Here is a 23,815-nt window from a genome sequence, read left to right as displayed (position 1 = left end):
ATTACGGTATTGGTAACTGTAAAGCATAAAAAAAGCCTCGTCCAAAAACATTTGAACGAGGCTTTAAATCAGTTAGCTAAATGTGAAGATCACTCTTCTTCGTCAGAGTCTTCTTCTGTTTTCTTTTTAGCTTTAGCGGCGTCAGCTTTCTTCTGAGCTTCAGCTTTTTCCTTTTCTTCCATATCAGCTTTCAAAGCAGCCAAACCTGACATTTCACCCAGTGTTGGGGCACCGGTTTCCATGTTAGAAGATTCAACTTTCTTCTTGGCTTTCTTAGCTTTGTTCTTGTCTGAATCCAGCTGACTCAATTCAATGTTCTTGCTGTTTTCATCAAAGTTAAGAACAAAAGCATCTTCAACCTTATCGCCTTCCTTGTACTCTGCTTCAGTAGCTTTAGAGTAGTTCAGGAATGCTTCGGCACCTAATGGAAGCTTAACAAATACGCCTTTGTCAGTGGTTTTGATAACTTCGCCTTCCACTTTATTTCCTGGCGCGTATGCTTCAGCATATTTCTTCCAAGGGTTGTCCTCAACTTGCTTGTGTCCAAGTGTGATTCTTCTGTTATCGAAGTCAACGCCGAGGATCACAACCTCGATCTCCTGATCTTTGTCAACAACCTCATTTGGATGGTCAACTTTCTCAGTCCAGCTTAAGTCAGATACGTGGATCAGACCATCGATACCTGGTTCAAGTTCAACAAACACACCGAAGTTGGTGAGGTTGCGAACAATACCGGTATGCTTAGAACCGACTGGGAATCTTTCCAGGATATCTGCCCATGGATCTTCTTCAAGTTGCTTAACACCAAGAGAGATCTTCTTCTCATCTTCGTTGATGTTCAGAACGATACATTCGATGATGTCGTCCTTCTCAACCAATTGAGATGGATGCTTAATGTGTTGTGTCCAGGACATTTCAGAAATGTGGATCAATCCTTCAACGCCTTTTTCAAGCTCGATGAAAGCACCGTAATCGGCGATAGATACCACACGACCCTGAACTTTCATTCCTTCAGGATACTTGTCTTTGATTCCTTCCCACGGATGCGGCTGAAGCTGCTTAAGACCAAGAGAAACGCGTTTGCTCTTCTCATCAAAGTCGATAACGGCAACGTTCATGCGCTGATCCAGAGATACGATCTCATTTGGATCATCAACACGTCCCCAGGAAAGGTCCGTGATGTGAAGAAGTCCGTCAACACCACCAAGATCGATAAATACACCGAAGTCTGTGATATTTTTAACGGTACCTTCAAGAACCTGACCGGCTTCAATAGACTCAAGAATTTCTTCTCTTTGGTCTTCAAGGTCAGACTCAATAAGAGCACGGTGAGAAACAACAACGTTCTCAGCGGCCATATTCAGCTTCACAACCTGGAATTCCATGGTCTTACCCACGTAGGCATCAAAATCACGAACCGGACGCACATCAATTTGTGAACCGGGAAGGAAGGCATCAATGCCAAGAATATCCACAACCATACCACCTTTGATACGTCGTTTGATGTAACCTTCAATGATATCACCATTGTCGTGTGAGGATTCGATTTTCTCCCATGCCTGCAGAATATCTGCTTTACGGCGGGAAAGGATCAACTGTCCTTCTTTATCTTCTACTCTGTCAAGGAATACTTCGATCTCATCGCCCACTTCCATTTCTTCGAGGGCTTCATTAGAGAACTCATTAACCTGAATAATACCTTCAGATTTAAAACCGATGTCAACTACAACATATTTGTCATCAACAGAGACAACCCGGCCTTGTACGATTTCCTTTTCTTCAATTTCGTTGAGGGTATCTTCATACATACCCACCATCTCATTGTACTCTTCATCAGTATATTCATCAGAAGGTCTTTGAAGGTCTTCAAGCTTATATACATCACCTTCAACATCACCTGAAAATACGTGAGTCAGTGTTTCTTTTCTCTCTTCAGCAGCCGTTTCTTCGGCTTGTGTTGCTACTTCTTCTTCAGTGGCAACTTCTTCAGTTTCATTCGCAGCCTGGGTTACTTCGACCTGTGCTTCAGCTGCTTCGTTTTGTTCTTGTTTCGTTTCTTCTGTCATTATGTTTGGTTATTGGTTTACCTCACAATTGACTTTCAACTGTGGGATAAGTTAGGGTTTACTTTTTTATCTGTTTAGATAGTTCTTTCCTGATCACCTTACTGATGAAAGCAACCTGATCCTCAAAAGTCATATCAGAGGTGTTCACTTCAATTGCATCATCGGCCTTTTTTAAAGGATCCGAATCTCTGTTCGAATCTTTCTCATCCCTTTGTGCAATGTTCTTCCTTATCTCTTCTAAGGTAACTTCAGGATCTGATCCCTTTATTTCGTTATATCTGCGTTCGGCTCTGGTATCCAGATCCGCGATCATGTAAAATTTCAGTTCTGCATCGGGAAAAACCGCGGTACCCAGATCTCTGCCGTCGGCTATATAAACGTCTTGTTTTACGGCTTTCCGCATCAAATCATTTATATAAGCTCGCACTTTGGGATCTGAAGCCACTTCACTTACATGGTCAGAAACATCCATACTTCTGATCTCTTCGGTGACATCCTGCCCGTTTAGAAACGCATGAAATTTTTCTTTTTTGAAATAAAAGGAAATCTCACTTTCTTCAAGCTGTTCAAAGAACGATCGGTTATGTTCGCGGCTGTTCAAATAAACAAGAGTAGCCACGCGATACAACGCTCCTGAGTCAAGAAATTGAATCTGAAGGTTTGCCGCTACGGCTTTTGCTGTTGAACTTTTTCCTGAGCCTGCTGGCCCGTCAATTACCACTATCATAACAGATCAGCTAAATTAAACTTATATTGTTAATTATTCAATCATTTCTTGTTTAATATTTGCATAACTCTTAATTTTGGAATCTCGAAAAAAATCGAGGAATGATTAATTTTAAAAGCATATTAAGCAATGCCAATAACCCAACAAGCTAAAAAACGTGTACGTCAGGCTGAACAACGCCGTAAACACAACCGAAGCAGACGTTCTAAAATGAGAACGCTAATCAAAAATGTTTACGATATCTCTGACAAAAGCAAAGCTGAGGAAGCACTCAAAGAAGCTGTTTCTTACCTCGACAGAATGAGCGTTAAAGGAATTATCCACGAAAATAACGCCGCCAGAAAAAAAGCACAGCTTACAAAGTACGTTAATAACCTATAGATCTTAGTTGGATGGCCAACCCTGAGTCAAAAGCACTGCTTGTCATTTTAGATGGATTCGGGTTGGCTGAAGATCCAGCCGTCAGCGCAATTGATAAAGCTGACAAACCTTTCATTGATTCCCTATTCGAATCCTGCCCCCACTCCAGGCTTTCCGCGAGTGGCGAAAATGTAGGATTACCCGATGGTCAGTTTGGCAATTCTGAAGTTGGTCACCTTAACCTTGGTGCCGGAAGAATTGTCTGGCAAGAACTTTCCCGAATTAACAAAGCCATCAGAGATGGTTCATTTTTCGAGAACGAAACGTTACTGGCCGCCATCGAAAAAGCTAAACAGAAGAATAAGATCCACCTGATGGGTCTTTTTTCGGATGGTGGGGTTCATAGTCATAACGAACACCTCTTTGCATTGCTGCGTCTTTGTAAAAAACACGGCATAGATAATGTGTACGTTCATGCTTTTACGGATGGTCGTGATACCTCCCCTAACGGTGGTATTGAGTATGCCAAAGAATTTCAGAAGCAAGCTGCCGAGATCGGTGTAGGTGAGATCGCAAGTATTGTAGGCCGATACTATGCCATGGATCGTGATAACCGATGGGAACGCATTAAGCTGGCTTACGATCTGTTAGTAAAAGGAAAAGGTGAAAAATTTGATACTCCCGGGGAAGCTTTTGAAAGTTCCTACGCAAATGATGTTACCGATGAATTCATCAAACCGATTCTGATAAACGACGATGCGTCTTCAAGGATCAATAAAGATGATGCCGTAATTTTCTATAACATACGAGGTGACAGAGCCCGCGAGATCTCAAGGGCACTTAATGAAAAAGAATTCGCAGAGTTTGATGTTGAAGAATTGAATCTTCATTACACAACCTTTACTTCTTACGATCAGACCTTTGAGTTTGCAAGAGTAGCATTTCCACCTCAGGTTTTAAATAACACGATGGGTGAATGGATCAGCAAAAAGGAACTTAAACAGTTCCGTATTGCTGAAACTGAAAAGTATCCACACGTCACCTATTTCTTTAATGGCGGGGTTGAAACTCCAAATGAGGGAGAAGACAGAACCGTTATCCCAAGCCCCAAAGTGGCCACTTACGATCTTCAGCCCGAAATGAGTGCTGAGGAAGTAGCAGATACACTTTGTGAAAAACTATCTTCAGAGGAGTATCAGTTCGTAGTACTCAATTTCGCTAACCCGGATATGGTTGGACATACCGGAGACATGGATGCTGCGATCAAAGCTGTGGAAGCTGTTGATGCTCAATTAAAGAAGGTGATCGATACGGCTAGCGAACACGGTTACAGATCTCTGATCATTGCGGACCATGGAAATGCCGATCAAATGATCAAGGCAGATGGCAGTCCACATACCGCACATACTACGGCATTGGTGCCTGCAGTCATCGTCAATTATCCTGAACAAATACAGATGCATGACGGCATCCTTGCCGATGTATCCCCAACCATTCTCAAGCTCATGGGAATGGAGCAACCTGAGGAAATGACCGGCACACCATTATTTTAGTTCTTCTCTCAAGCTTTTAGTTTGCATTTACTATACCGCCCTACTACCTTCGAGTAGCGATGAACTAAAGATGTGTCAGACACGTTTTGAAATACATCAAAAGAAACTATTATATACCAAAAGGACTAAGGAACACGTCAGATGGAGGGAAATTTTTCAAGTAAAGTTCGTGATGTTATTCAATTCAGCCGTGAAGAAGCGCTGAGATTGGGACACGACTACATCGGAACTGAACATCTAATATTAGGAATTGTACGTTTGGGCGACGGTGTTGCAGTCCGGATCTTAAAAAACCTGGATTGCGACCTATTTAAACTCAAAAAAACTATTGAAGACACTGTGAGAGGAACCGGTGGCTCGGTTCAGGTCGGAAATATACCGCTTACTAAACAAGCCGAAAAAGTATTACGCATTACTTATCTGGAAGCCAAACTCTACAAAAGCGATACCATTGGAACAGAGCATCTTCTTTTATCACTACTCAGAGATGATGAAAATATCGCCGCACAGATCCTCCAGCAATTCAGTATCTCATATGATGCTGTTCGGGAGGAACTTGACCTGATCATTTCCGGTAAATCGCGGGATGATCACAGTGATTCTTCAACCATGAAAGCCAGTGCCGCGGCCTCAAAAGGACCAAGCGGCTCAGGCAGTTCCAGAGAGAAAAAAATGGATAAATCTAAAACTCCTGTACTGGATAATTTCGGCCGTGACCTTACTGAACTTGCTGAAGAAGGTCGCCTTGATCCAATTATCGGTCGTGAAAAAGAAATTGAACGTGTGGCCCAGGTATTGAGTCGCCGTAAAAAGAATAACCCGGTATTGATCGGTGAACCCGGTGTGGGTAAAACGGCTATAGCCGAAGGACTTGCCTCCCGTATTGTAGAGCGCAAGGTATCCCGGGTATTATACGACAAGCGTGTGATCGCCCTTGATCTTGCCGCACTGGTTGCCGGCACAAAATATCGGGGTCAGTTTGAAGAGCGAATGAAAGCTGTGATGACCGAGCTCGAAAAAACAGACGATGTGATCCTCTTCATTGATGAGCTTCATACGATTGTTGGTGCCGGTGGTGCCAGCGGTTCACTTGATGCCTCAAATATGCTGAAACCTGCCTTGGCAAGAGGTGAAGTTCAGGCGATCGGAGCTACCACTCTGAATGAGTATCGACAATTTATTGAAAAGGACGGCGCCCTTGAGCGACGTTTTCAAAAGATCATGGTAGATCCTACCACACCGGAGCAAACCATTGAGATCCTGAATCAGATCAAATCAAAATATGAGAAACATCACAGTGTAAGATACACGGATGAAGCTCTTGACGCCTGTGTGAAACTCACCGATCGTTACGTTTCGGATCACTTTTTGCCGGATAAGGCCATTGATGCCCTGGATGAAGCAGGAGCCCGGGTTCATTTGGCAAACATCACGGTTCCACAAAATATCATTGATCTTGAAGAACAGATCGAAAGCACCAGTGAGGAAAAGAACTCAATGGTCAAAAAGCAGCGTTTTGAAGAGGCTGCCCGACTTCGTGATCAGGAAAAACGCTTGATCGAAGAACTTGAAATTGCCCAGCGTGAATGGGAAAAAGAATCTGAGAACATTGTATATGATGTAAATGAGGAAGATGTAGCTTCTGTCATAGCCATGATGAGTGGCGTGCCTGTTAACAAGATCAGCCAGAAAGAAGGACAAAAACTTCTGAAGATGAAGGAAAGTCTTTCCGGTAAGGTGATCGGGCAGGAAGAAGCCATCATCAAACTCACAAAAGCCATTCAACGAACCAGAGCCGGACTCAAAGATCCATCTCGCCCAATCGGTTCCTTTATCTTTCTGGGACCAACCGGAGTGGGTAAAACTGAGATGGCCAAGGTTCTTTCCAAGTATTTATTTGACAAAGAAGACACGCTCATTCGCATTGATATGAGTGAATACATGGAGAAATTTTCTGTATCCCGATTGGTGGGTGCACCTCCCGGCTATGTTGGATATGAGGAAGGCGGAATTCTCACCGAAAAAGTAAGACGCAAACCATACAGCGTGGTTCTTCTGGATGAGATCGAAAAAGCTCACCCTGATGTATTCAATATCTTACTGCAAGTGTTGGATGACGGAATTTTGACTGACAGTCTGGGCCGAAAGGTTGACTTCAGAAATACCATTATCATCATGACATCAAACATCGGAGCCCGCGATATTCGTAATATGGGTAAAGGTATCGGATTTGATACGGATGATTCTCCCTTCGATTATGCGAAGATGAAATCAACCATTCAGGACGCCCTGAAGAAAGTATTCAATCCCGAATTCCTGAACCGAATTGATGATGTGATCACCTTTAAGCCACTTGAGAAAGAGGATATCTATCAGATCATTGACCTGCTGAATGAGGAACTATTCGCAAGGATCAAAGAGCTTGGGTTTACGATCGAAGTAACCAAGGCTGCCAAGGAATTCATTACTGATAAGGGCTTTGACCAGAAATATGGAGCCCGACCGCTGAAACGAGCGATTCAGAAATATATCGAAGATCCGTTGGCTGAGGAGATCCTTGAGAATGAACATAAGGAAGGAGCGGTCATTAAGATCAAAATGAACAAATCCAGAGATGGATTGGATTTTGACTGGGCTGAAGCAGAACCGGTTGAAACAAAATCAGAAAATGGCACTTCAGAATCTGATCATGAAGAGGACACTTCTGAAGAAGCCAAAAAGGCTTAAATTTTTCTGATAAGTTCTAATCTAATTACAACAAAAGCCCTGTTCAACGAGCAGGGCTTTTGTTTTATCCGTCAGAAAATTTGAAAGATCAGTCTTTCAATCAGAAGTTAATTCTGAGTTCAACCGTATTGTTAAAGCCATTCAGTACATATTCGTTGGCATTGTTTCTTAATAACGTAACCGGCACCTCATCATGAAAACCAAGCCGACCGTTATATTCCTTTCTTTCTATACTTCGCAACTCGGTATTGATGGCATGAAACTCAATGTCTGAAAGAGTATTTCCGGAACTTTCTGCAGTGATCGCTACGATCGTATGATCTTCAGGTACAAAGGTTGCAAACTGTAGCCTGGATCTGAAACTGGTACTTCCAACTCTCTCCCCGCTCAGAATGTCATAAACACCTACCCTTCCATTAGATCTGAGCGTTACAAATCTTCCATTTGAAGAAATTTCAAAATCCATCACAGCCTGATCAAATGAAATGGTATTCAGCTCATTCCCAAATCGGTCAAACAGGGAAAGCTGATCATCTCCACTGCCATAGGAAATTACTCCAATAAACTGACCCTCGCCTGAAACCTTCACGTTTCTTATTGCCCGATCTGAACTGTTATAGAAATCATTGGTTGTATAATTAGACTCTATGATCCTGGCTCGTGACCCTTCCACTCCGTCACGAACGATCTTCGGATTATACAATACTTTTGTTTTCATGGCAGGATCTGCAGCAAATTCGGAAATGGATTCCCCTTCAGTGCTTTGAGAGCTGTTCGAGATCGTTTGTTTGATCTCACCCTTTGAATCATAAAAAAGAAAATTGGCAATATTTTCACGGATGATGAATGAACCATTCAGCGCTGCATATATTTTCAGTGACTCGTCCCCCCCGGCAGTGGATATCTGAGAGGTAAAAAGGGGTTCATTGACAGCTGCGAATATCTCAACGGCATCTGACTTCAACAAGGTTGATAAACCGGTTAAAGTGTTTATATCGGAAGTCAAAACTGAAGAAGCATTCAAATATGAACTTCGGCTCAAGTCCACATTCTCATCATTAATAGTAAACACCTGCATAGAATTGTTACCGTTTACAGAAACCGATAATTGAGCAAGTGCTGTTGAGTTAACAAGAAATAAAAAAAGTGCGAGGTTTGTCAGATATTTCATAAATACATTTGATAAAATTTTCGGTGCAAACTTACTGAAAATTATTAAGAGCTATTAGTTTAATATGGTTCCCGTTAGAGTTTGTGATTATTTATTTTAAACATTACCATTTCAAATAAAAGAATCCCTTGATCTCATTTTTAAGTGTATTTCCTCCCTACCGAGGGGGCATTGCAAAATTCAGTGATTATCTGATCCGGAATCTGAACGATAGAACAGATGTAAAGGCTTATAACTTTACCAACTTATATCCTTCTCTTTTGTTTCCGGGAAAAGATCAGTTTTTAAAGGATGACGACACTGAAGAATACGCCAAACGTATCCTTCATTCCTGGAACCCACTGAATTGGAAACAAGCTGCTATAAAGATCGCATCCGATAAACCTGATCATCTTTTAATAAGTTATTGGCACCCCTTTTTTGCGCCTGCTTTTATCAAAGTGATCAATCAGGTGAATAAGAACTCACCTGACACCACCATTTCAATACTGGCTCACAATATTCTGCCTCACGAAAAATTTCCCTTGGGAAAATTCCTATCCAGGAAATTAATGAATAAGGCAGATCAGGTGATCGTTTTATCGGAAAAAAGTACTTTGGAAGCTGACCTACTATCCATCGGTAAAAAAGTCATTAAACTATTTCATCCGGTTTATGAACAGGATCTTCCGGAAGAATCACGATCAGCTCTGAGGAACCAGTACGGATTCTCCGATAACGATCTTATTTTGTTATTCTTTGGGCTGGTTCGGCCTTATAAGGGGCTGGACCTCATGATAGAAGCATTAAATGGCTTGAACCTGGAGGCTAATCAAATTCGCCCGTTTATAGTTGGAGAATTTTATACAGACAAGGAATCTCTTCTATCCCGCATCAAAGAGGAGCACCAAAAATACTATACTGTGATAGACCGGTTTGTAAGTGACCGGGAAATGGCTGAGATACTTACGCTATCTGATGCAATGGTGATGCCCTATCGGTCGGCTACCCAAAGCGGTATACTCGCCAATGCCATCAACTTTGAACTCCCCTGTATTGTATCCGACCTCAAGGGGTTAACGGAACATATTGAAGCCTATAAATCCGCCCTTATCTTTCCTACTGAGAATATTAATGAACTGAAGAAAGCCATAGAATCCATTCAAGATATCGAAGTTCGCACGACCATACGTCGCAATCTGGGAACCTTAAAAGAAGAACTGAGCTGGACTGCGTTTACCGACCTCTTGATGGAGAAAGTATTTAAAGAAAAACCCTAAAAGTATTTGCCTGCAATTAGTAAGCTTCGTATTTTTGGAATCTGTCCTGAGGACGGAAACCGGGGAGTGGCGCAGTCCGGTAGCGCATTCGCTTTGGGAGCGAAGGGTCGCAAGTTCAAATCTTGTCTCCCCGACATCGAGATTTCCTGATCAAAAAAAGCTGATCAGGAAATCTCACTTTTTTTGACATAATGTTAAGTTGAGCGCCCGTAGCTCAACTGGATAGAGCAATTGCCTTCTAAGCAATAGGTTACAGGTTCGAGTCCTGTCGGGCGTACTAACTTAGTGCTTTAAAAGGCGACATGGCCGAGTGGTTAGGCAGAGGTCTGCAAAACCTCGTACGGCGGTTCGAACCCGCCTGTCGCCTCAATTGGTTGTAGCTCTTTTTTGACATATTGATTTTCATATATGCCGCGTTCGTCTAGGGGTCTAGGACGCCGCCCTTTCACGGCGGTAGCACGGGTTCAAATCCCGTACGCGGTACTTAAAATGGAGCTCGTAGCTCAGTTGGTTAGAGCGCCAGGTTGTGGCCCTGGAGGCCGTGGGTTCAAATCCCATCGGGCTCCCTTTTTAATAAGCTGTGGATATTCAAAACATCCACGGTTTTTTTATTGACAAGTTTTTTGATGCCGCGTTCGTCTAGGGGTCCAGGACGCCGCCCTTTCACGGCGGTAGCACGGGTTCAAATCCCGTACGCGGTACAGCAATCAAGCTTCCCTTTTCAAGAAGGGGAGCTTTTTTTGTTTGTGGCATTTAAGATATTATCCATTCTTCTTTCTTAAACTGATAAATAACTGCCCAAACACTAATGGTATTAAGCTCATCACCATTACAACACCCCACATAGGCAGAGTTGGTTTTACGAGACTAAGAACTTCCGCAAACAACGGTACATAGATCGCGGTCAGGAGTAATCCCACACAAAGTAAGATTGCTCCCCAAACCCATTTATTTCTGTTTACAGAATTCGAAAAGTTAGAACTGTGGTCATCTCTCATGTTAAACACGTGCCATAATTGAGCTAGCGCAAGAGTCAGAAAGCTCATGGTAACTGCGCCATCAGCTCCAACACTCATCCATTGAAGACCAATGTAGAATGCGGCAAGAACAGACGTCATGATCACAAAACTGTACACCCCGATCCTTTTCCAGTGTTTCGTCGTTAAAATAGGCTCATCGGTATCTCTTGGCTTTTCTTTCATGATGGATCTATCCCCTTCCCCAAGCCCCAATGCTAGAGCCGGAAAAACATCGGTTACCAGATTCAGGAATAGTATCTGAAGTGGCAGGATCGGGAGTGGCATTCCAATAAAAGAAGCAATACCAACCACGGCTACCTCACTTACATTACAGGACATCAGGTAAAACACAAATTTTCTGATATTATTGAAGATGATCCTGCCCTGCTCTACCGCCACAACGATCGTAGAGAAGGCATCATCTGTTAAAACGATGTCAGCCGCTTCACGGGCCACCTGTGTCCCTCGCTGACCCATAGCGATCCCTATATCCGCTTTTTTCAAAGCCGGTGCATCATTAACCCCATCTCCGGTCATCGCCACCGTTTGATTCTCATTCTGGTACATTTCAATAATATCCAGCTTTTGTTTGGGATCGATCCGGGCATAGACCGATGAATTGAGTTTTGTTTCTTTGTCTGTGTCATACAGCTTGCTGCCATGCACCACCACATTACTACTATTCTCATCCAACCTGAGCTCATTAGCAATGTACCGTGCTGTTTCAGCTTGATCGCCGGTCACCATCACTACATTGATACCTGCCTGCCGACAATCTTCTATGGCCGCTTTAACTCCTTTCCTGGGAGGATCCATTAAAGCAACCAACCCAACAAAACAAAGATCACTGTACGAATTGCCTTCCGATGTATCTGAAAGTTTACTGGCCAGGGCTATCATTCTGTATCCCTGCCCTGCTAATTTATTATTTAGGTCTAACCAATACTGTTGAGCCGTTTTATCAAGAGACTCGCATTCCCCATCTTTTAGGTAAGTGGTACAATGTTCTATAATGGCTTCAGGAGCTCCTTTGGCGTAAACCCTAAATGAATCCTGATCTGTTTTATTCCAGGTGGCCATCATTTTTGTTGTGGAATCAAAGGCATCTTCCTTAACCTCAGGGTGTTCTTCGATCAATTTTGGATGTGAGATCCCAGCTTTGTACCCAAGTTCAAGAAGTGCAATTTCAAGGGGGTCACCATTGTTCTCCTCAGATCCTGCTTCGAAGGTCGCATTGTTACAGATCATTCCAATTTCAATGGCAAGCCTCAGGTCTTGATCTTGTTCAATACTCTTTGAAATTCCGTTTTCTGTCATTTCCTGACCATTCTCCCCATTTACATCTATCTCTTTTTGGTATAGATGAACCTGTGTAGCGGTCATCTGATTTTCAGTCAGAGTTCCCGTTTTATCCGTACAAATTACGGAGGTCGCTCCAAGTGTCTCAACCGACGATAGCTTATTGACCAATGCATTCTTATTTGCAAGGGTTTTAAGTCCCTTAGCCAGTGATAATGTTGCAACAATTGGTAGTCCTTCCGGAATAGCTGCAACGGCTAAAGCAATACCGGTTTCTATCATCAACACAATATCCTTACCACTTAATATGCCGGTAAACACAATGGCCAGAATAATTCCAACAGTCACATAGATCAGTTTATACCCGAGTTTATCCAGCCGTTCCTCAAGAGGTGTGGCTTCATCCTCAGTTGTTTCCACAAGTGAAGAAATTTTACCCAGCTCGGTGTTCATTCCGGTTCCAACCACTACTGCCATGGCTGATCCTCTGGTCACTGCCGTGCCTTTATAAAGCATGTTGCTTCTTTCAGCCAGCACAACTTCTTCTTCCACAACCTCTTCATTTTTGGAAACAGGAAGACTTTCCCCGGTCAGTGCCGATTCATTAGCCTGTAGTTTTGAAGCGTTAATGATCCTGAGATCGGCCGTTATTACATCTCCCCCTTCGATCACCACAAGGTCACCCGGTACCAGTTCCTCGGCATCTACTTCAATCGTCCGGCCATTTCTTTTCACTCGGGTTTTAACGGTTCCCAGCTTGGACAAAGCTTCCATAGCACGGACAGCTCTCAATTCAGTCACAAAACCGATCAGGGTATTAATAAGTATCACGACCAACACAGCCCAACCTTCAACCCACTCACCATATAAAAAGGCTGCTATGGCAGCTATCGCAAGTAAACCTATGATGATACTTTTGAACTGAGCGGCCAAAACAGACCATATACTTCTGCTTTTATGCTGTCTTAACCGATTGACCCCAAATTTATCTCTCCTGATTTGAACCTCTTCCTCTGTCAGGCCCTGTTCTTTATCCACTCCATATTTTGACAGTACTTCACTTCCTGCTAAGGCAAACGGTTTGTTGATTTCTTCAAACTCTGTTTTTGATCCTGACCCTGTTGCCATTATGAAATACTTTGATCGGTGAATATTTTAAGACGGTGACTTAGTTGATTCTGTCTCTTATACGTGGCTTTTGTTTCTCCACATGATTCTTATTTATCAGCTCACCTAACAAACCGGTTGAAAAGAACTGAACACCGACAACCATAAGCAGTATACCTAAAAACAGTAAAGGCCTGTTTCCAATACTTTCCCCAAAGAATATCTTTATAAAAGCCATGTAACCATTAATAACACCACCGGCAATCAGAAGCAGCATACCAATGGTTCCAAAAAAATGCATGGGTTTCTGAAGGTAACGCTGAACAAAAGTGATGGTCACCAGGTCAAGGAAGCCGTTCATAAACCTTGACAGGCCAAATTTGGTCTTGCCATATTTTCGTGGATGATGTTTGACCACTTTTTCAGTTATCCGGCCATAGCCCTCCCTCTTTGCTAGCATTGGGATGTACCGATGAAGCTCTCCATACAAATAGATGTTCTCCACAACTTCTGATCTGTAGGCTTTAAGGCCACAATTAAAATCGTGCAGATCAATGCCTGCTACTTTCCTTGTTACGTAATTGAAAAATTTTGAAGGAATGGTTTTTGAGATCGGATCATGCCTTACTTTTTTCCAACCGCTTACAAGATCGTAACCATCCTTCAACATTTGTATCATCTCAGGTATTTCATGCGGATCATCCTGAAGGTCAGAGTCCAGTGTAACCACAAACTCTCCCGTCGCATTTTCAAATCCGGCCTGCAAAGCTACACTTTTTCCATAGTTATGATGGAATGAAACGCCTTTTACACCCTCTTTACTCAGGGCCAGATCTTTGATCACCTTCCAGGAATTATCTGAAGATCCGTCATCAACAAATATGACCTCATAATTGTATTGAGCAGAAAGAGCTTCTGAGATAGCCTCTTCAAGTTCAGGCAGTGAATCCTCTTCGTTATAAACCGGGATCACTAAACTTATGTCAATATTTGAATTAGTATCCTTATCTTGCAAAATGTAACCTTTTATAAATGATCAGAATTAGTTTACTTTCATAAACAAAACAGCTCTAAAATACACTTTCTGCCTGCTATGAAAAAATTGTATTACTCCATGGGTGAAGTCAGTAAATTAACGGGACTTGAGCCGCATGTTCTCAGAAACTGGGAAAAGACCTATTCTGAGCTTAGACCTAAGAAAAACAGTGCGGGAAACCGTGTGTACAAGGAAAGTGAGCTGGCGCTCATCTTCAGGATCAAAGAGTTGTTGCACGACAAAAAGTACAGCACAGAAGGTGTTCAGGAGATCCTGACCAATGGCGAACCCAAAAAGAAGCAATCAGACCTGAGTGCCGAGGCACAAAAAGACCTTTCTGAGATCCGGGTATTTTTAAATGACCTTCTTGAAAGGCTTTAAGGGAAATAGGTTTATCATCTGATAGGTTCAACGGATCACAAAGTGTACCGCCCTAAACTATTTTTACAAGTATTCTGTATCAAAACTGCATTTTTGCCTTAGAAAACTTCAAAGTAACTAACAAAAATCAGGAATTTATCTTACCTTCATGATTGCTTCATAAAGCCGTATTTGAACAAGCTCAGTAAATGAATTCAGTAAACGAAAACGTATTAATCAAGAGACCTTTCAGCGAGGTAGTATCTGACTATTATCAACTGACTAAACCCGGCATTACTATGTCTGTTTTGGTGAGTATGCTGGTTGGATTTATACTTGGAAGTGGTTCCGATATTAATTTCTCAATTCTTGTTCACGCTCTAATCGGCACCTATTTGATCGCTGCAGGAACCGGTGCTCATAACCAATTTATTGAACGAGTTTCTGACCGACTCATGAAGCGTACGGCCAAACGTCCGCTTCCCGATCAACGAATTGAATCCAGGAGTGGAATGATCTTTTCGCTCTCACTGATCTTTTCTGGTCTCTTCTACCTTATTTTAATGGTCAACCCGGTCGCCGGTGCCGTTTCGTTCGTAACCGCTTTGATCTATTTGGGTGTTTATACCCCTATGAAAAAAGTATCGCCTGTTAACATAGCTATTGGAGCTATCCCGGGGGCACTGCCCCCTGTTGGTGGGTGGGCAGCAGCAACGGGTAATATTGCGGAACCGGGAATGTGGTTGTTATTTGGGATCATGTTTTTCTGGCAAGTACCACATGTACTCTCAATTGCATGGCTGTGTAAAGATGATTACTCAAGCGCCGGTCTTAAGATGCTTCCTAAGAATGATGAAGTGGGGCGTAAAACCCTCTTCTGGTCTATGATCTGTGTTCTGGGTCTATTTCCGGTCACCCTGGCCCTATGGCAACTGAATATTTCAGGAATGATCTTCTTGGTTCTCGGAATGATCTTAGCTATTGGCTTTACAGCTTATACCATCAAATTTGGGATGGACCGAACAAAGGAAAATGCCAAGAAAATGATGTTCGCATCTATTGCCTACCTGCCCTTGGTTTGGGTTGCTGTATTTATTGATCGTTTCATCTCTTTCTGATCTGATCTTACCCTTTTAAAACTTCTGGATTTTATATCAAGCCCCCCTCTTTGCTTATCTATTTTAACATCACAAAAAAAGGTGATCGTAATTCCTTTTAGGGAATCCGAATCACCCTCATTAAAAAATAGATTGCAAAAGCTTTAAGAATTTGCTGAAACTCAGATCTCAGGGTACTGAGCAGGATCAGCTTCACTCATTATCGAGTAGATTGTCTCAAAGATATCCTCAGCATTGGGTTTACTGAAGTAATCACCGTCAGAGGCATAGGCCGGTCTGTGGGCTTTGGCTGTCAGGCATTTAGGTTCAGAATCCAGGTTGAAATACCCGCCTTGTACTTCAAGGATGTTCTGCAGTATATAGGCCGAGGCTCCACCCGGTACATCCTCATCAACGATCAATAGTCGGTTTGTCTTGCCAAGTGATTTACCGATCACATGATCAATATCGAATGGCAACAGAGTTCTTACATCGATCAGCTCAACGGAAATTCCGGCTTTTTCTAATTGTGGAAGCAGGCTTTCGATCATATTGAACGTAGATCCATAAGAAATCACGGTAATGTCTGAACCTTCATTCACGATCTCAGGCTTGCCTAATGGTGTTGTAAACTCACCAAGATTATTCGGCAATTCTTCTTTCAGTCTGTAGCCATTCAATGGCTCTACAATGATCGCAGGGTCATCTCCTTGAAGTAAAGTATTATAAAAACCGGCAGCTTCAGTCAGATTTCGTGGTACACAAAAATGTACCCCTCTTACACCATTAACGATCATGCCCATTGGTGAACCTGAGTGCCAGATTCCCTCCAAACGATGTCCGCGCGTTCTCACAATGAGCGGTGCAGCCTGACCACCTTTGGTTCTGTAACGAATGGTGGCAAGGTCATCAGAGATTCCCTGAAAACAATAGAGCAAATAATCCAGGTACTGAATTTCTGCGATGGGTCTCAAACCACGAATAGCCATCCCAATTCCCTGACCTAATATGGTTGCCTCACGAATACCGGTGTCACTTACACGGGTCTCACCATATTTGTCCTGCATTCCTTCAAGGCCTTTGTTTACATCTCCAAGCTTTCCGGAATCCTCGCCAAACACCAGCGTATTTGGGTATTTCTCAAAGATCTTATCGAAGTTATCACGCAGAACGAGTCGACCATCTACCTTCTTCGGCTTCTCATCGTATTCAGGCTTGATCTCATCCACATTCAGTGGTGAATACTTGGTCTCACTATAAAGGTGTGAGGAATATCTTTCCCTGTTTTCTTTAAGGGAATTTGCAACCCAGTCTTTCAATTCCTGTCGAGCTGAACCGCTTTGACCTGCAGTTGCTGCCAGAGATTTTCGGGCAGCTGATAAAATATCTTTTCGGATCGCAGTAGGATAATTCTTAAGTGCCTTGGCAAAGTCTCCAACTTCCTTTACACCCGACTCTTCCTGTAATTTCGATAGCAGGTCAAGCACTGATTTCTTTTCTTCCTTGATGGGCTTCATGAAAGCATCCCAAGCGGCTTTCTTAGCTTCATTTATCTCAGCCTTTGCTTCTTTTTCAAGCTCATCCAGCTTATCAGCTTTAGCAATATCATTTTCAATGATCCACTGTCGCAGTCTTTCTAAGCAGCAATATTCTTCTTCCCAATTCAGACGATCTTCGTCTTTGTATCGCTCATGAGAGCCTGAGGTGGAATGCCCCTGTGGCTGCGTCACTTCCTGAACGTGAACCAATACCGGAACGTGCTCATCCCGTGCTATCTTTGCTGCTTTTTCATAGGTATCAAGCAAAGCCTCATAATCCCAGGCCTTCACCGTCAGTATCTCATACCCGTCTTTATCATCGGTTCGCTGAAATCCACTCAGGATCTCTGAGATACTTTCTTTGGTCGTCTGATATTTTTTGGATACAGATATTCCGTAACCATCATCCCAAACGGAAACCACCATTGGGACCTGAAGCACCCCACCGGCATTAATGGTTTCCCAAAAAACACCCTCCGAAGTACTTGCATCGCCTATGGTTCCAAAAGCGATCTCATTACCCTTACTCGAGAATTTTTTCCATTCCTTGCCTTTCAGGGCTTTTTCATTTCGATACACTTTGGAGGCTTGCGCAAGCCCAAGTAAACGAGACATCTGTCCGGCTGTGGGGGATATATCTGAGGCCGTATTCTTTGACTTGGTTTGATCTTTCCACTCGCCATTTTCATCTATCAGTCTTGAGGCAAAGTGTGAATTCATTTGGCGTCCGGCAGAGCTTGGGTCAGCTTCCACATCAGCGTGTGCATAAAGCTGAGCAAATAATTGCTGTGGAGTTACCTCACCTATTGCAAGCATAAAGGTTTGATCCCTGTAATAACCGGATCTGAAATCCCCTTCCTTAAATTGTTTGGCTAATGCGATCTGAGGTATCTCTTTACCATCGCCGAAGATGCCGAACTTTGCCTTACCGGTCAGAACCTCTTTTCGTCCGATAAGTGACATATGCCGACTTACCCAACCCAGTTTGAAATCATTCAGGATCTCCTTTTTCTGAGCTGCAGTAAATTTTTTCTTCGTTGATTTCTTTTTCGCTTTAGCCATTTTATAAAATTAGTTCTGAAATTTGGTAAGCACCTTCCGAAAGGGGCGACAGTATAAGGAAAAGCGCTTTTTTATGAAACTGGTTTTGGTCTTCCTAACGTTCTGATCGTTCGCTAAGAAGACCTAAGCAATTTATTCTGTAAAACCGCCTTTAGTCATCTTGATGGGATCCAGGGCTTTATCCAGCTCTTCATCAGAAAGATCGGTCATTTCCTTGGCCACTTCTTTCAATGGTCGTGACTCAGCAAAAGCTTTCTTGGCAATTTTAGCAGCCAGATCGTAACCAATGATCGGATTCAATGCTGTAACAAGAATTGGATTCCTGCCCACCATATCAGCAATTTGTTCTTTCTTAACCTTAAGTCGGAATACAGACCGGTCTGCCAGGTTGCGAGCTGCATTAGCCAGAATATCAATTGACTGGAGTAAATTGTGAGCAACAACGGGTAACATAACGTTGAGCTCAAAATTACCGGCCTGCCCGCCAATTGTTATGGCAGAATCATTCCCTATAACCTGTGCACAAACCATGGTAAGTGATTCTTCGATAACAGGATTTACCTTACCCGGCATGATGGAAGACCCGGGCTGAAGTGCCGCTAATTCTACTTCACCGATTCCACTGTTGGGACCTGAGTTCATCCATCGCAGATCGTTTCCTATCTTCATCAAACCCACTGCTATGGTTTTGAGCTGCCCGCTTAATTCTACCGGAGCATCAACCGTGGCCTGGGCTTCAAAATGATTTTCTGCTTCCACAAAACTCTCACCGGTCAGTTCAGAGATTTTAGCTGCAAAATTCTTACCAAAATCTTTGTGTGTATTGATACCGGTCCCGACAGCGGTTCCCCCCTGTGGTAATTCACTTACTCTTTCAAGAGCCGATTCAACCCGCTTAATTCCCAATTCAACCTGACGTGCATACCCCCCGAATTCCTGTTCTATGGTCACAGGCATGGCGTCCATAAGATGGGTACGCCCGGTTTTAACCACATCAGAGTATTCCTTTCCTTTTTCAAGGAAGGCTTTTTGTAAATGCTGAAGCGCCGGGATCAGGTTATGCTTCACGGCTTTTACAGCAGCCACCCGGATGGTGGTGGGGATCACATCGTTGGAGCTTTGTCCATAGTTGATGTGGTCGTTGGGGTGAATGTTCACATCCACGTTATTCTTAAGCTCGTTAGCCCTGTGGGCGATCACCTCGTTGGCATTCATATTTGTTGAAGTACCCGAGCCGGTTTGGAAGATATCGATCACAAATTCCTTATCGTGGACGCCTTCAATCACTTCCTGTGCGGCTGCCTGAATGGCTTCAGCAACTCCCTTGTCCAAAAGACCAAGTTCGGCATTAACTGCAGCCGCTGATTTTTTAACGTATCCAAGTGCTTCAATGAATTCCCGGCTGAATTTGATACCACTCACCGGAAAGTTATCGTGGGCTCTTTGGGTTTGTGCACCGTAAAGGGCATCTTTTGGAACTTTAATTTCACCCATTGAATCTTTCTCGATACGAAAATCACTCATCTTACTTAGTTCTTTTAGAGGTTAAAAGGAATACTCTGTCTTCAACATGAACGCATAAATACAGAGCAGAGAAATTTAATTTCTTAGCCTCGAAAAGATAAGGAAAAACTGTGTAGATGTTGTGAAATGGTTGTTAAAATTGGTGAGATGCTCAGAGCGATTTTGAGTACATCCGATAGGTCTTATCCAGTTTACCACCAATGCGTTCAGCAACGCGTATCATTTCAGGATTTGATTCCAGGACCCAGCTCATTTCCGACTCGGTCTTATTTTCACCTTTCAGGCCGTTTTGAATGGACCTATGATGCAGCAAAGCATCAATTCCTTTACCCTGATGTTCAGGAACTACCCCCATCAAAGCGGTTCTCAGAGAGTTGAGCTTTTTCTTTTTCCACAGAAGTTTAAAGATCCCAAATGGAAAAAGCTTTCCATTCATCGTTTTCAAGATCTCATTGATGTTGGGTATTCCGATCGAGAATCCAACCGGTTTTCCGTTCATCTCTGCAATGTGGGCGTAATCTGTATCAATGATGAATTTCAGGTCTTTGGCCACCGCATCAAACTCGGCTTCAGAAAGTGGAATAAACCCCCAATTCTTTTTCCAGGCCTCGTTAAATATCTCACGAACGATCCGGATCTCAGATTTAAGATTTTTAAGATCAACGGGACGGATATCAATGTTGGGAAGTCGCTTTTTAACGATATTCATCGCCCGGTTCATTCGGTCCAGCGAAACAGTCTCAGTATCCACCATATAGGCATACAGGTCCATTTCTTTTTCGAAACCGGCTCCTTTGATGAGCCTGTCGTAATAATCAAAGTTGTAAGGCATCAACACATAAGGATCCTTGTCAAACCCATCGATCAAAACCCCAATGGTATCCATCATACTGGGGCTGGCCGGACCGATCACTTTGTTCATGCCTTTATCACGCAGCCAGTCTGAGGCTACGCGAAACAATAGATTTGCAGTGTGTTGATCATCTATACATTCAAAAAAACCAAAATGTCCTGTTTTGGAATTGTGATAATCATTGAACCGGTGATCGATAATGGCAGCAATTCTACCTACCAGATTTCCATCCTTTTCTGCCATGAATAGTTGGATCTCGGCATTTTCGAAGAAAGGATTTTTATCGGTATCGATAAGCTTCTTCTGGTCCATCCGCAAAGGTGGGATCCAGTGTTCAGCATTCTCGTAGAAGGTGTATATAAAATCTACAAATCGTTTCCTTTCATCCTTTGAAGAAACAACCGTGACAGCGGAGCTATTCATACGGTACTACAGTTTAATTATTCAACTCCGGAGTGACCGTTACGATCAATGATACCATGCTTCAGCCCTACTTTACGGAAGGCCTCTAGGATCTGATCCAGGTGTTCATCGGTGTGGCTTGCCATGTAGCTGGTTCTCAGCAGAGACTGCCCTCTTGGCACAGCAGGGGGAACAACCGCATTTGCATATACGCCTTCTTCAAACAGGTCTTTCCAGAAACGGAAACAATCCATCATTTCACCGATCACGACCGGTATAATAGGACTTTGACTGTTCCAGACATTGAACCCAAGATTCTTAAGCTCTTTACGCATGTAATTTGCGATCTCTTCCAATCGTTCGAGTCTCCAGGGCTCTTCCTGAAGGATCTCAAGAGCTTTCAATACTGTAGCCACATTAGCCGGTGGCATAGAAGCACTGAAAATATGTGCCGGTGAGTTATGTCTGATAAATTCAATAACCGGTTTATCGCCTACCAGAAAACCGCCAAGTGATGCAAATGATTTAGAGAAGGTACCGCTGATCAAGTCAACTTTATCGGTCAACCCAAACACGGAAGCTGAACCACGTCCTCCATCTCCAACTACACCAACGGCATGAGCATCATCCAGGTATAACCTTGCGTTGTATTTTTGAGCAAGATCTACCAGCTTTGGAACATTGGCAAGTGTGCCTGACATGGAAAATACACCATCAGTAATAATGATCTTACCTGAATCAGGATCGGCCCGCTGTAAAAGCTTCTCGAGCTGATCCATATCATTGTGTTGATACCGAACGGTCTTCGCATTCGAAACCAGGGTACCAACTACGATACAGGCATGATTGTCCTTATCAGAGAAAATAATATCGTTACGGCCTGCAATGGTTTGTATCGATCCCTCATTGGTTTGATATCCGGTACTGAACAATACACAGGCTTCCTTACCCATGAATTCGGCCAGTTTTTCCTCCAGTTCCAGGTGACTGTCAAGTGTTCCGTTCAAGTATCTTGAACCGGTACATCCGGTACCGTATTTGGTCAAAGCATCCTGGGCTGCTTTGATCGTACGTGGATCGTTAGTGAGGCCAAGGTAATTATTGGAACCGGCCATGATCACACGGTGCCCTTCAATTTCTACAATGGTTCCGTCAGTGGCTTCCAGGGGCTTAAAGTATGGAAACAATCCTGCTTCTTTTACCTCATCGGCTTTTCTGAAATTATAAGCCTTTGAAAAAATGTCTGAATTTTTGGCGCTTGTTTTCTTATCGGCCATTAGGTGATTTCCTTAAAAAAGATTCTAAATAAACATCAAAATATAGCCGGCTTCTTGATCCTAAAAAGTTATTACTAAAGACGTTAGAAAAACCGACTGCTGATACAAAAAGTAATTATCTGAGCAAAGATAACAAATTTATAAGAATGCTTCTGAATTACATGTAAATCAGTACTCAGATGAGCAATTTTCTTCGATGATCCTCAGCCCTTCTTAGCTAACAAATCCTCGTATGTTTCAAACAACATTTTAAAATGTTGCTCCATGGTAACGATGTCATTTTCTGCGGCTTTTACGGTGGCGTTCACCAGGTCACTTCGATCCCGACTTACCAGATTCAGTAATCCTTTAGTAAAGGACTCGCTGTCCCCGGGTCTGTAGGTTTCCCCAAGTTCAGGATTTGCGATCTCTGCGGCCCCACCGATCTCGGGTACCAATACAGGGAGTCCACTGCACACAGCTTCCGCTACCACAATACCATAAGTTTCAGCGGCAGAACCGTGAACAAAATAATCTGATGAGGCCAGAATATTGGCGAGTTCGTCCCTGTTCTCCGTAAATCCCATCAATTTGACCAGATCCGATTTACCGGCCTTCGATTCCACATATTTTCTGATGGGTCCGTCTCCAAAAATCATCAACCCCATGGGTGTTTCTTCTGAGGCCTTGATAAATCCATCAATTATGGTACCTAATCTCTTTTCGGGATGATGACGGCTTATCGCGATCATAAGCTTAGCATCTTCAGGAAGCCCAAAATCAGCTAATAGCCTGGACCGAAGCTTCTCATCTCTTCGTTTCGGTGAAAAGAAATCCTTATCGATCCCGAACGGGACAGCAATTGGATTTTTCACCCCATGTTCACCTATCCGTTCTGCCAGCCAGCTACCACTTACAATTGTAGCGTCGAACCGGTTACTCAGATTCTGTAAATACTTCCAGTAGAATCCAAACATCTTATCAATATTCCTGAAACCAACGGAGTGCCCAAAAAAAGTTTGTGGGTAAGCCGCGATCGGATCCTGATGAAAGATAAAGGTCTTGACCGCATCCCCCTTCCACCTGCCGGCAAACCAGCCGCCTGTCCACGGTGACGAACCTTCCACTACATCCGGCTTTTCCCGATCCAGGATCTCATGAACGGCTTTTTCTCTCCATAGAATATAGTATCGCCAATCGACCGGTAATCGCGGGCCTTTTACCCAAATGACTCTCCCGCCATCACGTTCCTCTTCTCCCCAATCCTCGCCGGGGGCAACGATCACGATCTCGTGGCCCATCTGGGACCCAAACTTCAATTTTTGATTGATGTAGGTTTTAACACCTCCACCCTGATCCGTATAAAACTCTGCAACGTCAATGATCTTCATAAAATGGA

General features: G+C 43.2%; 16 protein-coding genes and 6 tRNA genes. 12 read left to right on the top strand and 10 right to left on the bottom strand.

The window, feature by feature from the left end:
* Positions 1-89: 89 nt before the first annotated feature.
* Both rpsA and cmk read right to left on the bottom strand, forming a co-directional pair.
* Entirely contained in the window at positions 90-2,066 is a 1,977-nt protein-coding gene (gene rpsA, locus C3B73_RS10715) for a 30S ribosomal protein S1 (RefSeq protein ID WP_103665589.1), read from the bottom strand.
* Between the two features lie 58 nt (positions 2,067-2,124).
* On the bottom strand, positions 2,125-2,793 hold the full coding sequence (cmk, locus tag C3B73_RS10710; protein WP_103665588.1) for a (d)CMP kinase: 669 nt from the start codon (positions 2,791-2,793) through the stop codon (positions 2,125-2,127).
* Between the two features lie 129 nt (positions 2,794-2,922).
* Here cmk and rpsT point away from each other — a divergent pair, with 129 nt between their 5' ends.
* The 3 genes from rpsT (at position 2,923) to C3B73_RS10695 (ending at position 7,433) form a co-directional block, all read left to right on the top strand.
* Positions 2,923-3,174, top strand: coding sequence for a 30S ribosomal protein S20 (gene rpsT / locus C3B73_RS10705; protein ID WP_103665587.1), 252 nt, complete (start codon positions 2,923-2,925; stop codon positions 3,172-3,174).
* Between the two features lie 11 nt (positions 3,175-3,185).
* Positions 3,186-4,706: a 2,3-bisphosphoglycerate-independent phosphoglycerate mutase gene (gene gpmI, locus C3B73_RS10700; protein WP_103665586.1), complete on the top strand. Its 1,521-nt coding sequence runs from the start codon at positions 3,186-3,188 to the stop codon at positions 4,704-4,706.
* Between the two features lie 141 nt (positions 4,707-4,847).
* Positions 4,848-7,433, top strand: coding sequence for an ATP-dependent Clp protease ATP-binding subunit (locus C3B73_RS10695; protein ID WP_103665585.1), 2,586 nt, complete (start codon positions 4,848-4,850; stop codon positions 7,431-7,433).
* A 100-nt stretch (positions 7,434-7,533) separates the two neighbouring features.
* Here the strand turns inward: C3B73_RS10695 and C3B73_RS10690 are convergent, their stop codons facing one another.
* On the bottom strand, positions 7,534-8,604 hold the full coding sequence (locus tag C3B73_RS10690; protein ID WP_103665584.1) for a hypothetical protein: 1,071 nt from the start codon (positions 8,602-8,604) through the stop codon (positions 7,534-7,536).
* 128 nt (positions 8,605-8,732) lie between these two features.
* Between C3B73_RS10690 and C3B73_RS10685 the strand changes: the two genes are divergently transcribed.
* The 7 genes from C3B73_RS10685 (at position 8,733) to C3B73_RS10655 (ending at position 10,564) form a co-directional block, all read left to right on the top strand.
* Positions 8,733-9,863, top strand: a complete 1,131-nt coding sequence (locus tag C3B73_RS10685) for a glycosyltransferase (protein WP_103665583.1) — start codon at positions 8,733-8,735, stop codon at positions 9,861-9,863.
* Positions 9,864-9,923: 60 nt separating this feature from the next.
* A tRNA-Pro gene (locus C3B73_RS10680) sits at positions 9,924-9,997 on the top strand.
* A gap of 69 nt (positions 9,998-10,066) precedes the next feature.
* Positions 10,067-10,140: transfer RNA gene (locus C3B73_RS10675), tRNA-Arg, on the top strand.
* Positions 10,141-10,159: 19 nt separating this feature from the next.
* Positions 10,160-10,230, top strand: a tRNA-Cys gene (locus C3B73_RS10670).
* A 43-nt stretch (positions 10,231-10,273) separates the two neighbouring features.
* Positions 10,274-10,346: transfer RNA gene (locus tag C3B73_RS10665), tRNA-Glu, on the top strand.
* Positions 10,347-10,355: 9 nt separating this feature from the next.
* Positions 10,356-10,429 (top strand) — tRNA-His (locus C3B73_RS10660).
* Positions 10,430-10,491: 62 nt separating this feature from the next.
* Positions 10,492-10,564 (top strand) — tRNA-Glu (locus tag C3B73_RS10655).
* A gap of 60 nt (positions 10,565-10,624) precedes the next feature.
* Here C3B73_RS10655 and C3B73_RS10650 read toward each other — a convergent pair.
* Both C3B73_RS10650 and C3B73_RS10645 read right to left on the bottom strand, forming a co-directional pair.
* Positions 10,625-13,309 (bottom strand): cation-translocating P-type ATPase, encoded by a 2,685-nt coding sequence (locus C3B73_RS10650; protein WP_103665582.1) that lies wholly within the window; start codon positions 13,307-13,309, stop codon positions 10,625-10,627.
* 40 nt (positions 13,310-13,349) lie between these two features.
* A complete protein-coding gene (locus tag C3B73_RS10645) occupies positions 13,350-14,303 on the bottom strand; it encodes a glycosyltransferase family 2 protein (RefSeq protein WP_103665581.1) in 954 nt (317 codons plus the stop codon).
* Positions 14,304-14,381: 78 nt separating this feature from the next.
* Between C3B73_RS10645 and C3B73_RS10640 the strand changes: the two genes are divergently transcribed.
* A complete protein-coding gene (locus C3B73_RS10640; RefSeq protein ID WP_103665580.1) occupies positions 14,382-14,705 on the top strand; it encodes a MerR family transcriptional regulator in 324 nt (107 codons plus the stop codon).
* 188 nt (positions 14,706-14,893) lie between these two features.
* The gene (gene cyoE / locus C3B73_RS10635) at positions 14,894-15,802 is read left to right on the top strand and encodes a heme o synthase (RefSeq protein WP_103665579.1); all 909 of its coding nucleotides are present in this window, start codon (positions 14,894-14,896) and stop codon (positions 15,800-15,802) included.
* Positions 15,803-15,963: 161 nt separating this feature from the next.
* Here cyoE and C3B73_RS10630 read toward each other — a convergent pair whose 3' ends face one another.
* From C3B73_RS10630 to C3B73_RS10610, 5 genes are all read right to left on the bottom strand, one after another.
* On the bottom strand, positions 15,964-18,381 hold the full coding sequence (locus tag C3B73_RS10630) for an alpha-ketoacid dehydrogenase subunit alpha/beta (RefSeq protein WP_103665578.1): 2,418 nt from the start codon (positions 18,379-18,381) through the stop codon (positions 15,964-15,966).
* A 132-nt stretch (positions 18,382-18,513) separates the two neighbouring features.
* On the bottom strand, positions 18,514-19,905 hold the full coding sequence (locus C3B73_RS10625; RefSeq protein ID WP_103665577.1) for a class II fumarate hydratase: 1,392 nt from the start codon (positions 19,903-19,905) through the stop codon (positions 18,514-18,516).
* A 151-nt stretch (positions 19,906-20,056) separates the two neighbouring features.
* Entirely contained in the window at positions 20,057-21,181 is a 1,125-nt protein-coding gene (locus C3B73_RS10620; protein WP_103665576.1) for a GNAT family N-acetyltransferase, read from the bottom strand.
* 17 nt (positions 21,182-21,198) lie between these two features.
* Complete coding sequence (locus C3B73_RS10615) at positions 21,199-22,437, bottom strand: aminotransferase class I/II-fold pyridoxal phosphate-dependent enzyme (RefSeq protein ID WP_103665575.1); 1,239 nt, start codon at positions 22,435-22,437, stop codon at positions 21,199-21,201.
* Between the two features lie 203 nt (positions 22,438-22,640).
* Complete coding sequence (locus C3B73_RS10610; protein ID WP_103665574.1) at positions 22,641-23,807, bottom strand: glycosyltransferase; 1,167 nt, start codon at positions 23,805-23,807, stop codon at positions 22,641-22,643.
* Positions 23,808-23,815: the final 8 nt, after the last annotated feature.

The sequence above is a fragment of the Gracilimonas amylolytica genome (assembly GCF_002911695.1).
GTDB lineage: Bacteria > Bacteroidota > Rhodothermia > Balneolales > Balneolaceae > Gracilimonas > Gracilimonas amylolytica.
Note: the sequence above shows the minus strand (reverse complement) of the source record. Positions and strands in the feature narration are given on the sequence as shown.

What these genes read in the sequence shown, in the direction of transcription:
- C3B73_RS10610 (WP_103665574.1), bottom strand. Translation starts at nt 23,807, where the DNA reads ATGAAGATCATTGACGTTGCAGAGTTTTATACGGATCAGGGTGGAGGT.
- C3B73_RS10620 (WP_103665576.1), bottom strand. Translation starts at nt 21,181, where the DNA reads ATGAATAGCTCCGCTGTCACGGTTGTTTCTTCAAAGGATGAAAGGAAA.
- C3B73_RS10615 (WP_103665575.1), bottom strand. Translation starts at nt 22,437, where the DNA reads ATGGCCGATAAGAAAACAAGCGCCAAAAATTCAGACATTTTTTCAAAG.
- C3B73_RS10640 (WP_103665580.1), top strand. Translation starts at nt 14,382, where the DNA reads ATGAAAAAATTGTATTACTCCATGGGTGAAGTCAGTAAATTAACGGGA.
- cyoE (WP_103665579.1), top strand. Translation starts at nt 14,894, where the DNA reads ATGAATTCAGTAAACGAAAACGTATTAATCAAGAGACCTTTCAGCGAG.
- rpsA (WP_103665589.1), bottom strand. Translation starts at nt 2,066, where the DNA reads ATGACAGAAGAAACGAAACAAGAACAAAACGAAGCAGCTGAAGCACAG.
- gpmI (WP_103665586.1), top strand. Translation starts at nt 3,186, where the DNA reads ATGGCCAACCCTGAGTCAAAAGCACTGCTTGTCATTTTAGATGGATTC.
- C3B73_RS10625 (WP_103665577.1), bottom strand. Translation starts at nt 19,905, where the DNA reads ATGAGTGATTTTCGTATCGAGAAAGATTCAATGGGTGAAATTAAAGTT.
- rpsT (WP_103665587.1), top strand. Translation starts at nt 2,923, where the DNA reads ATGCCAATAACCCAACAAGCTAAAAAACGTGTACGTCAGGCTGAACAA.
- C3B73_RS10650 (WP_103665582.1), bottom strand. Translation starts at nt 13,309, where the DNA reads ATGGCAACAGGGTCAGGATCAAAAACAGAGTTTGAAGAAATCAACAAA.
- C3B73_RS10695 (WP_103665585.1), top strand. Translation starts at nt 4,848, where the DNA reads ATGGAGGGAAATTTTTCAAGTAAAGTTCGTGATGTTATTCAATTCAGC.
- C3B73_RS10690 (WP_103665584.1), bottom strand. Translation starts at nt 8,604, where the DNA reads ATGAAATATCTGACAAACCTCGCACTTTTTTTATTTCTTGTTAACTCA.
- C3B73_RS10630 (WP_103665578.1), bottom strand. Translation starts at nt 18,381, where the DNA reads ATGGCTAAAGCGAAAAAGAAATCAACGAAGAAAAAATTTACTGCAGCT.
- cmk (WP_103665588.1), bottom strand. Translation starts at nt 2,793, where the DNA reads ATGATAGTGGTAATTGACGGGCCAGCAGGCTCAGGAAAAAGTTCAACA.